Consider the following 13,127-nt stretch of genomic DNA (forward strand, 5'->3'; position numbering starts at 1 on the left):
ACCTTGGCAAGTCAAGGGGGCGGGCCAGCGGCGGCCCTCCAGGCGCGCGGGTCCAGGGCGAGAGGCGGCACTGAAGGCGGCCTTGGCGGCGGGTGTTGGCGGCTCAAGGCCCGAGCCGTCGTTCGCGGTGCGGGTCGTAAGCTCATGTTCATACGGGCAGGCGAAACTCGGGTGGGCTTTCCGAGAGCGCAGGCCCAATTCCCTCCTCCGGCTCCTGCTTCGGCAGGAGCCACTTTTTCTCGCGGCGAGCGCGGCGGGTCAGGTGTCGCGCGCCTGCCGCTCCTCCTGCCGCCGGAGGGCTTCCGCCAGATCCCGCCACGCTGCAGCCCGGCGCACGAGTTCGTCCCGCTCGAAGCCTTCCGGAAGGCGCGCCGCCTGCGCCGCGTCGGCGGTCGCGCGCCTCAGGTATTCAGCACGCGAGGTCATCGGCGCTGCCGGGGGCGCCTTGGCAAGGCGCGCAGTCCAGATTGGCTCGTTCGAGCGGCATGGGTCAGCCGCTCACGGGCGCTCGCGCATCCGCCTGGATCCGGTCGAGCGCCTTGCGCTCGTCCAGCTGCCGCATCTTGAACTCCTGCTTGTTGTAGCAGCGCTTCGTCGGAATTCGGGTGCCCATGGGAGCCTCGTTCCGGCAGAAGAGCGCATCATCGTTGCCGCTCTTCTTGTTCCGAGACGGCGCCGCTGCGATCAGCGTCGACACGGGGGAGGTCGGGCTGGACGAGGGCGGCCGCTCCGCCGCCGCATCTCCCGCCAGCCATGCGAGAAGAAGGAAAAGCGATGTCACGGCATCTCTCCAAGCTGCACCGTCTGCAGCATCAGGGCTGCGCTCACGCCTGAAGTCAACGCTCGAGCGCGAGCGGTCGGTTGCAGCGCGCAGGGGCGGCGAAGCGCCTTCCTGTCACGCCGCGGGCCGCGCCTCCTTCACGCTTTCATGGTCGCGCCCCTTGAGGCCGCGCTGCTGCTGGCCGGGTTCCAGCCGCGCGAAACCGGGGCCCGGCGGTGGGGGCGCATGGTAGCTGAGCGGTAGGCCATGGATCAGGCGGAGACGGTGGGATCCGCTTCTGGCCGCGCGATCTGTCCTGATGTTGGTGGGGGCCGCCTGACTTGGCGCAGAGCCCTTCCTGGGATGTTGGCGCGCCGGCTCGTGACACGCGGAGGTGAGGTATGCGTTCGACGCCGCAACTAGGAACGTTGTTTAGCTGGTACGAGGGCGCCCCAATGCGCTATGTGACGCTACTGGAGCACAAGCTGGGCTGGCGCAGCCCGGAAGCGATCTCCTGCTAAGTTGGGCGAATGGCAGAGCACCGCCGCCGCTGGAGCAGCCGACGCAATCCCCGAAGGCCTAGGCTCATTCCTGCCCGCTATCAGAGATGGGTCAACCTCGCTCTCGGATGCCTCTGCATCTTCCTCCTCACCTTGATCGTAGGGCTGAACTGGCCACGAATGCAGCCGCGCGTTCGGGGCGTCGGTGGGGCCGACGCGGTGGTGGTGGTTACGCGCGTGATCGACGGCGACACGCTGGTGCTCGCCGGAGGCGATCGGGTGCGGATCCTTAACATCGACACGGCCGAGATGCCGCCGCGGTCGCGGTGCGCGGCCGAAGAGCAGTTGGCCCTGGCCGCGAAGGACCGGCTCGCGGAGCTCACCGGGAGGGCCGCAAAGGTGACACTCACCAAAGCGGGGCGCGAGCGGGACGACTATGGTCGTCTGCTGCGGCGCGTCGAAGTCGATGGCCGTGACGTGGGCGACCTGCTGGTTGCGGAGGGTCTCGCGCAACGCTGGGGCGGCCGGAAAGCCCGCTGGTGTTGATCTGTCGCGTCAGCCCGCGGCGGGGCGGCAGCGCAGAGACGTTTGAGCGCCGGCGGAGTTGGGCCACCGCTGGGGGACTCTCATGCCGATCACCAAAAGGGGCCGGAACCCACCGACGCCGACGCCCGCGGCTTCGCCGACGTCGCAAAGGCCCACCGACGTCTACGTCCGCAACGAGATCCGCCCGGTGCAGGTGAAGCTGAACGCGATCAACGACTGTCTCGATGAGGAGGCCGTCGTCTTCGAGGAATGGAGCCGATGTCGAGTCGGGAAAATGAGGCCACGCCAACCGCGGCCTAGGGAGCGGGACAGGGGCGACGCCTTTACGAGCGAGACCAGCTTACACGCCCCAAGCCCAACCCAGCGCTGGTCCAACGCATTCCTGGATGACACGCCTAAGCACAGTGGAAAGAGCGCCACTGCGCGGGGCTGTCGGTCACTTGGGATGGCTCGTCGGCGAGCCCTTCTGGTGCGCCGGGTGGCAGCAGCCGTTCGCCGTCCACGGCGGCGAGCTCCCCTAGGCCCATGTAGTCCCCGTCAGGCTAGGCGTTGATGCGAATGGCGTTCGCAGGTCGGGCTGGCGGGCGCGGAAGACGCGGCCTAGGCTGCCGGCGACCGGATAGGTTAGCCCCGTCAGGTCACCGAGGCCGGCGCTTCCCCCACCGTCAGGTGTGCGCCGGCCTCACCCGCGCAACCGCGCCAAGCGCGAGCAGGGCGCCGGAGAACCGCTCAGCGCCAGCCGGGCAGACGTGTTCGGCGACCGCGACGAACACCGCTTGCAGATCGTTCACGGGCAGGCCCTCAGTGTCATGCCGAGGAGTCTGCGCCCTTACGGGCGCGCGGTCAGATTGCAGCGGGTTTTGTCGGCTTTGCCGCCGCCGATCATGCTGTCCGGTTTCCCATCTCGAGGCTGGCTGGCGGACAGTTTCGCGCCTGGTCGTACTGCCGCGATCACCGCTGGCGGTGCAGTTACCCGACCCCGTAGAGCACGAAGTCGCCGCTCCCGTAGGAGCCGACAAGATCCACCCTTGTCTCTGCGCCGTCGGCAAGGTCCGCCAGGAAGGCGTTCGAAGCCCGCGCATAGACTCCCACGTCCGCTTTGATGGCCTCGGTGAGCAGCCAGCCCACAAGCGCTGCCTTTGTGCCGATGCCGTTCAACCCATCCTGGCCATAGATCGCGAAATAGTCGGCTCTTGTGAATTGCCCCCCCACTCCATTGGACACAGCGTCTTGCAGAAGCGCTAACTGGTTCGTCGGTGTAGGCGCTGCGCCAAAAATCTCAGCGTAAGCTTTGACCAAGGTCTGCTCGAGCGAGAGGCTGCCGTACGCAGCCTCGAAGCCAGATCTACCTTCGCCGTTCTTGCCGAGGTTTACTGCAAAGTTGATGTAGCGGTTCTCAATGTTGAAATTCTGATAGTAAGGTGAGTTGATATTGTTCGGGTTGGGTCCCGTCGGCGAGACCAGGTAATCCAGGCCAGACTTGCTCGGCGTCGATCCAGTGAAAAACTGATAGCTGAGTACCGCGACGGCGGTGGAGTGGTCCGCCTTCTGTACGAGCTCGTCGATGGCCGCTGCGCTCGTCTTTGTTCCGGCGTCAATAGCCGTGCTGAGCGCGATCAGGAACGCGTCGTCTGTGGAGGTTGGCGCTCGCCGCAGTATGTTCTCGTACCCGGCCCTCACCGCAGTCAGTGCCCCGCCGCCGCTCGTCAGAGACACGTCACGGTCTTCGAAGCGGAGGCTCTCGACCGCGATCAGCTTGTCCCGACCATCCGGTGAGCCGGAACGTAAATCGCGGACGTACCAGGCTCCCGAGCCGGTGGACCACCACTCGTAGGCGCTCGACGGGCCGCCGTAGACTGCAACATCGCTTCCGTCTCCACCTTGCAGCTGATCGTCGCCTCCGCGGCCAACGAGGGTATCCGCGCCCGCCGCCCCATCAAGCGTCTCAGCCTGGACGCTGCCGCGGAGCTGGTCCGCACCAGAAGAGCCGGTGACGACTTCGAAGCCTGAGACGCTATCTTGCCCAATGCCGTCCCCGATTGCCGTTCCCGCCTGCAGATCGACGATCACGCCCTGTTGCGCGAGGGCGTACGATAGCGTGTCCGTGCCACTACCGCCCTGCAGGGTGTCAGCACCATCTTCCGGCGCCGCCGCCGCCGCTGCGCCGGAAGCACTTAGCAGGCGCTGAGGAGCTCCGCTGTCCGGGCCGGCGCCGAACACCAGATCGTCGCCCGCGCCCGTGTCGATGACAAAGCTCGATCCCACCCGCTTCAACACGACATCGTCGCCCGCGGTCGGTGGACCGCCGAGGGCGCTCAGCAGCCCAACCATTCCGTCCGCCGCCATTTTCAGAGACTGCACGGTGCTGTCGATGACGCGGTTCACCGCAACTTTGCCCAGCTGGTATCCGAGCTCGCCCAACGGGAGGGCGCCGATAAAGATCAGCGCCAGATCTTCGGCTTCCTCCAGTGGCTTGTTCTCGTAAAGCCCGCCCCACTTCTTCTGGGCGTAGGACAAAAGCCCGAGCGCAAAGCCGCCAACCTCCAAACGCAGCCCAAAATCGGCAAGGTCAGCCACGATCTTCTTCGCTGCGTCGGTCGTGATTTTACCCCGCAGCGCCTCAAGAAGTGCGGCTTGCTGCAGCGTTCCTAGGCTGAGATCGACGTAAAGGTCTTGCGCCGCGGCGATGAGCGCCTCGCCGACAGGCTTGAGATCGTTGCTTCTGGCGGCGACAGCGGCGCGGAAGTCAGACGGACTGATCGCGAGCTTGCTAATCGGATCGGCTGGCGAGGGGCGACGCTGAAGGAGCACGCCTTGTCCAGATCCGCCCGTGTAGGCAGCTGCTGAAAGAGCGGTGGCGCTAAAGCCCTTCTCGATGATTATCGTTTCGTATGAGGTCAGGCTCGCATCGTAAGCGCGAAGTTCAGTCGACCTGCCGTCAAAACGTATTACGAGTTGCTCGACCGGGCGCTGAGTAAAAAAAAGGATCTCGCGATCTGTGCTGTCGAAGGTGAAGAGCCGGTCGCCGGCATCGACCAGGAAGCTGTCCGCGCCGGCGCTCCCTGAGAGCTTGTCGGGTGACTTCTCCCCGAGGTTGTCCACGGCGTTAAGTGTGTCGTTCCCAGCGCCGCCCTCGAGGTAATCGGTCCCGCCCACACCCGTCAGGCCGTCATCGCCATCCCAGCCGAAGAGGGTGTCATCACCGTCCCCGCCGGAGAGGGCGTCGTGTCCGCCAGCTCCAAAGAGCCAATCGTTTCCGCCCAGGCCGCTCAGGATGTTGTTGCTGGTGTCGCCGCGGCCGAACGCATCGGCGCCACCCAAGATGAAGTCACCCTGAGGTCCTCCACGTACTGTGTCGGCGCCCGCGCCGGCTACGAACTGCGTGCCAGAGACGGATATGGTCCCTGGCGTTCCCGTTGCAGGCGTGAAGCCCCACGCCGCATAGTTCGACGGATAGTTAACGTTGTCGTTTCCGGCTTGAGCGTCGCGCGTTCCGCCGGCAGCTATAATGGCCGCGTAGTCTGCTGGACTGAGCGCTGAGAAGTCAACCGTGTCATTGTCTGGCGAGAACAGCCCCTTGTCATCGTCTGTGATCTGGTGCGTGGTCACAGCAGGCCCGGTCAGGGCCTTGCCTCCGGCCATGGGGGTGAGCTTGACGCGGAACTGCTCGTTGCCCTCTGCAATGTTGTCTCCGCGAATCCTGATGGAGAGGGTCTCCCCCCACAGGTCGTCTTCATCGTCGTTCGCTGGCACAGCGATCTCACCAGAGACGGCAACGAAGTCGTCGTCTCGGGTGGTGATATGTTCAATGGTCCACTGGAGGCGCAGTGGTCCTGCGTCGTTGACCGCGCCGCGAAGGACCGCGAACTGCAACTCTCGCGTCTCGCCGGCCGCGCCTTCCATAGGGAGGGCGCCGTTTGGATACTCGTCCGCCGGGCGGGGCAGGATCGCTATCCCTTCCAATGCACCACTGCCCACGACGGGGTGGGATAGCTCCACCCCATCGTACCGTAACGTGCCGTCAGCCTCCCGGAACTGGTAGACGACGGTCACGAAGGCATCGATGTCAAAGCGAGCGCTCAGCGCGTTGTCCGCGAGCAAGAGCTTTATGTCGCCGTAGCCCTCCTGGAGATCACCGAAGAAGTCGAGATCTTCTTCAGGCACCACGGGGTTGCCAAAGATCCTCACAATGCCTTCGTCGAAGATGCCGTTGGTCGGATAGTCGAGCCATTGGTGAAGGATGTCGCCCTCACCGGGCCGTAAGATCAGATAAGCGCCTTGTGCGCCCCTCGCCGGGATGTCGAGAAGATCCCTTAGGAGGTTCACGCCCGGCTTCAGCGCCGAAGTTTTCCACTGAGCCATGTCCACTCCCCACCTGCAGATCAACGTTCTGTCGGCCTGCGGGTGAGATCAAGGCTGCGAAAGCGTGGCCACACGTGAACGTGTGCTCGCCTCGACTGCGCTCGGTGGGCCGTTGACCTGATCGCGGTCTATGGCAGGCCCAGCTTGGCATGCATCTGCTAGCCGCTCGGAATAGGCATCCGGAGCCGCGCCGCAGACGCGGAGGAATGAGCGTCGAAGTGCACGCCGGTGCCTCCAGTCGGCTCCACGGTCGATGAGAGTTGGCGGCAAAACTGAACGCGCGCCTCGACGAAATGCCTACAGGCAATCTGTCGGCGGCAGCACGGCCGCACCGGCGGTGCGAATTGGTGGATGTTTGATGGGCGGACATCCGCCAGCGGGTGGACGTCGTCCTCGCCCGCAACCGGACCGCCATCGACGACTGATGTAGGTGAGGCCACACTGTTTGATCTGTGCTGCCGCAGAGGCCAGGCACATGAACGTGCCAAACCTTGCCGTACCCTTGGGCGCCTGGACGGCACGTTGCTGGGCCGCTGAAAGGAAGACCCCGCACCACATGTTCGACAGGGGGCGCTGGGGTCCGTGAACAGTCTCCTGCGCTTCCACCCCGAAGCTGCTGGTGACCCTCACCTAGCGGTGAGCTGGCGGAACATAATGAAAGCTGCCGGTCCGCAGCGCCGCCGAGTGGTTCGGGCGGCGACTACCTCAAAGTTGAGAAGCCGTTTTGCCACTCGCTGCGGCCTGATCGGCATCGGCGGTGTGGTGGGCTTTGCCGGAGGCAGCAGGTTCGCACTAGCGAGACACTGGCTTAGGGAGCCGATAGTGGCGTCACCATGCCTTACACCTTGATCGCGTCGCGCGTGCCGAGGCGGCCAGGTACATTCCTCAACGAACTCGTGCTGCTCAACCTCGATGCCGACGCGAAGCTTGACTTATTGTTGGCGGGTCAACTGCTACCGCTAGAGGATCGTGCCCTTCCGATCCAGATCCTCGCCGGTAAGTGGGGCCGCAGCCCCGTGTCTCCGAAAAGATCAACAAAGGCCGGTTTCGTGGGGCACAGGCAAACAGCGGCGGCGAGAGGGGAGTGGGCGGGCTGTCGTAGGGGGGGTAGTGGCGACAGCCCGCCCGGCGTCGCCACGGGCAAATGGCGAACCGAGAATAGATAGGATGCTTGGGCTTGGCGCAAGCGCCGCCGTGACATGGCGGTTGCGCAGCACGCGAGCTGCTGTGGGTCGCGGCGCCTAGCCGCCATACGCGTATTCCGGCCGGCCATAGACCCCGACCAGATCCACCGCGAACTCTGCGCCGTCGGCCAGATCTGTGAGGAAGGCTGCGTTGGCCCGGGCGTAGACGCCGAGGTCCGCCTTGACCGCTTCCGCCAGCAGCCAGCCCACCATCGCCGCTTTCGCGCCCACCCCGTTCGGGCCGTCCTGACCGTACCAGGCGAAATAGCTGTCGCGGCCGCCGTCCAACAGCGCCGCTACTTTGGCGGCCGGCGGCGCCAAGCCGAAGATCTCACCGTAGGCCTTTCGGGTCGCATCCGCGAGGGTGAGGGCGCCATACTCCGCGAGGAAGTCCGCGCGACCTTCCCCGTATTTGCCGAGGTTCACAGCGAAGTTGATGTAACGGTTTTCGAAATTGAAGGACTGATAGTAGGCGGAGTTGATGTGGTGAGGATTGCCGCCTGCGGGACTTACCAGGTAGTCGAGACCCGCTTCGTAGGGCGTGGCGCCGGTGAAAAACTGGTAGCTGAGCGTGGCGACCGACGTGGTGGTCGCCGCCACGCGGATCACGTCGCCGGCGAGCTGTCCCGCTGAAAGGCCGCCGGACAGCAGCCGCGCGGAGAGGTCGAGCGCGAGGCTGGCGTGCACGCCGCGCACAGGGTCCTCCCGCAGGATGTTCTGCACCGCGTAAGCCGCGGCGGGATCGCCGAGGTTGAAGGTCCAGTCGGCGAACGCCAGGCTTTCGGTTCCCGAAAGGCGATCCGAGCCTTCGGGGCTCCCGGCGCGCAGATCCTTGATCCAGAACTGGCCTGGCGCGGCGCTCACCGAATACTCGGAGGAGCTCGCCGTATAGCGCGCCACGTCGCGCCCGCCCCCACCGACCACGAGGTCGTCGCCGCCGCCGCCGCTCAGGGTATCTTCACCTGAGCCGCCTTCAAGCCGGTTGGACGCGGCGTTGCCGGTGAGCTGATCGGCGCCCCAGCCGCCGACCGCGTTCTCGATCACAACGCCCAAGGCGATCACCACATTGCCGACATCTCCGCCGATGTTCATGTAGGCGCCGGCCCGCAGATCGATCAGCTGCGTCTGGTCGAACCTGGAAAAGTCCAGGGTGTCGACGCCGCCGCCATCCCAAATGGCCGCGTAGATCCGATCGCTGGCGGCCTGCAACTCGTACCAGGGGCGGGCCCCGCCGCTGGGGCCCAGATTGGCGTTGAAGCCGTAGGTCGTGTCGCCAGCCCGGGTGCTCGTGTTCGCGCCGTAGAGGCGCTGGACCGCCGCGATGTCGTCCAGCTGCGGGGCGACAGCGAAAATGGAAGCCTGGCCGCCGGTGTTGACGGAGCCGAAGTAGCTCATCACCGAGTATTGGCGCGAATCCTCATAGTAGCCTGCGTGCGCCTGGTAGGTGATCTCCTCGCCCGTGTCGCCCGCGTTGTAGCGGGACGGGTGGGACAGCCCGATGGCGTGGCCGATCTCGTGAGTGAGCGTCTGCAAACCCGCCGTGCCGGGCGCGGGGCTCTGGTTGCCTGCCTGGGAGATGTTGACCCAGACATCGCCCTGGTTGGATCGCGTCGCCTGCGACCCCGGACGCGCTGGCATGTAGGCAAAGGCGCTCGCGCCGGCCTCTCCGCTCGAGTAGTTGGCGAGCAGGATGGCCGCCTCGTTGGAATAGGCTGCGGCGCCCGTCGACCCGGCGCCCACACGCACGAAGCGGATGTTGGCGACGTCTGACCAGGCGGCGAGGGCCAACTCAGCCGCCTGAATCTGCTCGGCCGTGAACCGTGAGAAGCCGGCCGTGTCCGCCGGCATGGTGAGCGGCGCCGTCGAGCGGAACGCATAAGTGACGGTAGCTGGCTGGGCCAGGCCGAAAGACCAGCTTCCGCCCTCCCGCGTCAGCGTCTCCGCCGCCTGGGCCACCGTGAGGGAGGGTTTTCCGTTCGGGGCCGAACCGCCCCGCTGATCTGCGTTCAGCGCCATATCCGATATCCGTCGGTTGTGCGGCGCGGCTGACGCCGCGCGCGAGCCTATTGGGGACGCCCTTCATGGCGCCAGCAGGGCGTGGCCCCGCGACGATTGCGCGCAGCCATGCGGCCGCGCACCGGGGCTCCGGCCGACGCCCCCCTGGCCTTCTTAGCCCCCACGATCGACGGCCCGGCCCGCGCGCATGGAGGTTGGCGCCGCTGCGCGTCCGCAGCTCCAGCGGGGCCCCCCACACGTGTTGGTGGCGCGTCGGCGGGTCGTGGGACCTCCGTCCCGGAACCTTCAGCGGGCCCGCGGCTGGCGGAGGTGGCGCCCGAAGCCCGCGTCCCTTGCCTTGCGAGACCGCCTGCGGCTGTAGGTCGCGGCGACCATCGGATAGTCGTCCGGCAGGCCCCACTTGGCGCGGTAGGTCTCCGCCGTCATCCCGAGATGGCGCAGGTGTTGCTTGAGCACTTTGTACGGGCGCCCGTCCTCGAAGGAGATCAGGAACTCAGGCCGAATACTTCGCTGGATGTCTTCCGGTGAGGGCCGCAGGATCCCGGCCTGACCGGTGTCGAGTTCGTCCACGGCCTCGAGCGCGCGGTGAATGCCGCGCACGAGATCCGGGATCACATCTGCAGGCAGAGGCGTGCGCTGCAGGATTGCGGCGACCAGATGGGCCGTGTCTCTGAGGTGATCGGCGTCGCTCAACCTTCCGTCTCCGGCGGCGCTGAGAGGGGGGCCGCGGAAGGCGCCGTCCGCTCCCGGGGGGGCGTTGGGGGGCGGGCCTTGGTCGCGTCCGCTGTGGGCTCGGTCCGCGCCAGCAGCCGGGCTACCTGCGCGCGCGCCCAGCGCCGGCCGCCTAGCGGCGCACACACCCCGCGGGCCTCGAGCCCCCGAGAGATTTCCGCCAGGCTGCCGGCGCCCTCCCGGCGCAGCTCCTGGATGTGGACGAGCACGGCCTGCGCGTTGGCGTTCGCGCGCGCCGTGCGACCGCGCCGCGCGCGGGCGGCGGCTTCCGCGGTGCCGGGACGCACGGCGGCCTCCTCGATGCGGCGGTATTCTCGGCTCGCCGGCCGGCCGGGTTCGCCGGGTTTCGGATGCGGCTGCAGGTCGGACACGGTGGCTCCATAGCGCAACAGCCGCAGGCGCGCATCATTGCGCAGAACAGCATCAGAGATCGGGGTCGTAGACGTAGTCGGCGTGGCCGTAGACCCCTACAAGGTTGACCCCGTACTCGGCGCCGTCCGCGAGGTCGGTCAGATAGGCCGCATTGGCGCGGGCGTAGACGCCCAGGTCCGCCTTCTCCGCCTCGGCCAGAAGCCATCCCACCATGGCCGCCTTCGTGCCCAGCCCCTGAAGCCCGTCCAGGCCGTAAGCGCTGAAGTAATCGAGGCGCGCGTACTGTCCGCCTCGCCCGTCGGGAACCCGGTCGTAAAGAAGGTGCTGCACCTTATCGTCGGCGGGCGCGGCGCCGAAGATGGTCTCGTAGGCGTGCGCAACGGCCTGCTCGATGCTCAGGCCGCCATACGCCTGGGCGAAGGTCTCTCGCCCTTCGCCGAGCTTCCCGAGGTTCGCGGCGAAGTTGATGTACCGGTTCTCCATTGAGAACGACTGGTAGTACGCGGAGTTGATGTTGGTGGGGTTCGGTCCATCCGGCGCCACAAGGTAATCCAGGCCGGCGGCCGTTGGGGTGCGGCCGGTGAAGAACTGGTACGCGAGGGTCGCGACGGAGGTGGTCGTGTCAGCCGCCTGCACCAGGCGCTGGATCGCCGCCGCCAAGGACAGCTCGCCGCGATCCACAGCCGCCTGGAGGCTGGACCCCAGCTCCGCGGGCGCCCCGCGCAGGATGTTCTCGAAGGCGGAGAGCACCGGTCCAGCCACGGGCGGCGGCTGGCCGCCGCTGTCGTCGTTGTTGATGAAGCCGGTGGCGGTGGCCTGGCCGAGCTTGGCGCCCACCGGGTTCACCAGGGTGACGAGGAACTCCTCGTTGGCTTCGCCATAGGTGTCGCCCTGCACCCAGACCTGGATGTAGGCCGTGGTCTGGTTGATCTCGAAGGTGACCGTGCCTGCCGGCAGCGCGCCGCCCTGGAAGTCCAGCGCATCGGCCGGGTTCGCGCCCTGGCCGCGGATCTGCCAGCCGACGGTGACCTTCTCGCTCTGGTCCCAATCGCGGATGACCGTGAAGGTGTAGAGCTGGGCCCCGGTATTCCCCTCGTTGTGGGTCACGCCGGCCATGGGGCCGACGGAGACCACCGCGTTGATCCCGCGCGGCGGGTTCATCACGTCATAGAGCTGCTGCTGGCCGCCGATGGTGGAGATGACCTCGCCGCCGGCGGTGACGCCGGTGAAGTCGCCCGCCACCTCGCGGGTCGGGCCGTACCAGCCCTTGCCGTCATAGGCGAAGGCGTCATAGGCGCGGCCGTAGGTCTTGCCGTCGTGGCCTTCCCACGACGCGGCGAAGCCGCCGTTCTTCAGCGCCACGACGTCGATGTCGCCCCGCGACTGACCGAGCTCGTGCTTGGTGAAGGTATTCTTCGACGGGTCGAAGATCATCACCCAGGCGGTCTGCACGCCGCCGTCCGGCATCATGTAGGCGAGCGCCACCTTGCCGTCGGAGAGCCAGGTGCCCGAGCCGGTGAACACCCGCGAGTCGCCGGCCATCAGCGCCGTGGGCTGCCCCAGGGTCGAACCGTTGGAGACCGCGCCGAACACCGCGCCGGCCTCCTCGTAGATCACGAAGGTCTGGCCCGGCGGCAAGGTGGTGGGCTTGGCGTCGTAGACGGCGATCTTCGATGTGGTGACGGCCTGGCCCGAGCCCTCGAAGGTGACCGGCTGGTTGACCGCGCCCGTGGTCAGGCCGCCGTCCGCCCGCATGGTCGCCGCGGGCATCTCCGGCGTGCCGGTCTCGATGATGGTGGAGTTGTCCGCCAGCTCGTAGGCCCGGATGTAGTCGACCTTCATCTCGGCCGGGAACTGCAGGGAATTGGGCTCGCCGCCCCAGCCGCCGACCGCCAGGTTGACGATCATAGCCATGGGGTGGGTCCAGTTGGCCGGGGTGGCCGTCTGCATCACCGCCACGCCATCGTAGTAGAAGATGACGTCCGTGGCGGTCCACAGCATGCCGTAGGTGTGCATGCCGCTGGGATCGACCTTGTAGCCGTTGTCGTACAGGTTCTCCGAGCCGCCCCAGGCGCGGCGGTAGTCCACGTGCGGCGTCGCCGCCAGGCCCTCCATGATGTCGGCCTCGACCTGGGCGACATAGGGGTAGGGGATCATCCAGAAGGCGGGCCAGGCGCCGAGCGCCGTCGGCAGCTCCGCCCGCATTTCGAAGTAGCCGTACTTCTGCTCAAAGATGCCGTAGGTGTTGAGCATCCCGGACGAGTACTCGCGGCCCCACGCCGCCTCGCGGTCGCTGTCGGCCAGCCGCTCCGCCTTGATGGTCAGGAGTCCGTTGTTCACGGACAGCGGCGTGTAGTTGTCGAACTGGCGCTCGCCCTGGCCGTAGAAGCCGCTCGTCGTATAGACCTGCCGCTCGCCGTTCGAGGTGAGGGTGTAGGCCCACTCGTCGCGCAGGTTGCCGCCGAAGTCCGAGCGCCATTGGCCGGTCTGCAGCGAATGGTCGTAGACCTGCAGGCTGTTGAACTCGTCGTGGAAGGTGAGGTCGCCGAGCTTGGACGTATCCAGCGGGAGCAGGAACTGGCGGTCCTGGAAGCTCGACAGCGTCTCGTCGCGGAAGGTCAGGGTCTCGCTGGCGTTCAGGCGCAGCACCACGTC

At 66.7% G+C, this 13,127-nt stretch carries 9 protein-coding genes; 1 reads left to right on the forward strand and 8 read right to left on the reverse strand.

The window, feature by feature from the left end; all coding sequences use genetic code 11:
* Positions 1-258 precede the first annotated feature (258 nt).
* Both VIL67_RS08025 and VIL67_RS08030 read right to left on the reverse strand, forming a co-directional pair.
* Positions 259-426 (reverse strand): hypothetical protein, encoded by a 168-nt coding sequence (locus tag VIL67_RS08025; protein ID WP_332048352.1) that lies wholly within the window; start codon positions 424-426, stop codon positions 259-261.
* A gap of 64 nt (positions 427-490) precedes the next feature.
* Entirely contained in the window at positions 491-613 is a 123-nt protein-coding gene (locus VIL67_RS08030) for a hypothetical protein (protein ID WP_332048353.1), read from the reverse strand.
* 827 nt (positions 614-1,440) lie between these two features.
* Between VIL67_RS08030 and VIL67_RS08035 the strand changes: the two genes are divergently transcribed.
* Positions 1,441-1,806 carry a thermonuclease family protein gene (locus VIL67_RS08035; protein WP_332048354.1) on the forward strand — a complete coding sequence of 122 codons (366 nt, stop codon included), beginning with the start codon at positions 1,441-1,443 and terminating at the stop codon, positions 1,804-1,806.
* Positions 1,807-2,471: 665 nt separating this feature from the next.
* Here the strand turns inward: VIL67_RS08035 and VIL67_RS08040 are convergent.
* The 6 genes from VIL67_RS08040 to VIL67_RS08065 form a co-directional block, all read right to left on the reverse strand.
* Positions 2,472-2,597 (reverse strand): hypothetical protein, encoded by a 126-nt coding sequence (locus VIL67_RS08040; RefSeq protein ID WP_332048355.1) that lies wholly within the window; start codon positions 2,595-2,597, stop codon positions 2,472-2,474.
* Positions 2,598-2,775: 178 nt separating this feature from the next.
* Positions 2,776-6,168, reverse strand: a complete 3,393-nt coding sequence (locus VIL67_RS08045; protein WP_332048356.1) for a hypothetical protein — start codon at positions 6,166-6,168, stop codon at positions 2,776-2,778.
* 1,241 nt (positions 6,169-7,409) lie between these two features.
* A complete protein-coding gene (locus VIL67_RS08050) occupies positions 7,410-9,368 on the reverse strand; it encodes a M10 family metallopeptidase (protein WP_332048357.1) in 1,959 nt (652 codons plus the stop codon).
* Between the two features lie 285 nt (positions 9,369-9,653).
* Complete coding sequence (locus tag VIL67_RS08055; RefSeq protein ID WP_332048358.1) at positions 9,654-10,061, reverse strand: Ros/MucR family transcriptional regulator; 408 nt, start codon at positions 10,059-10,061, stop codon at positions 9,654-9,656.
* Positions 10,058-10,471 carry a hypothetical protein gene (locus VIL67_RS08060; RefSeq protein ID WP_332048359.1) on the reverse strand — a complete coding sequence of 138 codons (414 nt, stop codon included), beginning with the start codon at positions 10,469-10,471 and terminating at the stop codon, positions 10,058-10,060. Before VIL67_RS08060 ends, VIL67_RS08055 begins: the two co-directional genes overlap by 4 nt.
* A gap of 52 nt (positions 10,472-10,523) precedes the next feature.
* Positions 10,524-13,127 (reverse strand): family 16 glycosylhydrolase (locus VIL67_RS08065; RefSeq protein WP_332048360.1); only part of this gene is annotated, 2,604 nt, incomplete at its 5' end.

The organism is Phenylobacterium sp. (assembly GCF_036563385.1).
GTDB lineage: Bacteria > Pseudomonadota > Alphaproteobacteria > Caulobacterales > Caulobacteraceae > Phenylobacterium.

Excerpts from the sequence above, each read along its gene's own strand:
- VIL67_RS08035 (WP_332048354.1), top strand. The coding sequence starts at position 1,441 with ATGCAGCCGCGCGTTCGGGGCGTCGGTGGGGCCGACGCGGTGGTGGTG.
- VIL67_RS08030 (WP_332048353.1), bottom strand. The coding sequence starts at position 613 with ATGGGCACCCGAATTCCGACGAAGCGCTGCTACAACAAGCAGGAGTTC.
- VIL67_RS08025 (WP_332048352.1), bottom strand. The coding sequence starts at position 426 with ATGACCTCGCGTGCTGAATACCTGAGGCGCGCGACCGCCGACGCGGCG.
- VIL67_RS08045 (WP_332048356.1), bottom strand. The coding sequence starts at position 6,168 with ATGGCTCAGTGGAAAACTTCGGCGCTGAAGCCGGGCGTGAACCTCCTA.
- VIL67_RS08050 (WP_332048357.1), bottom strand. The coding sequence starts at position 9,368 with ATGGCGCTGAACGCAGATCAGCGGGGCGGTTCGGCCCCGAACGGAAAA.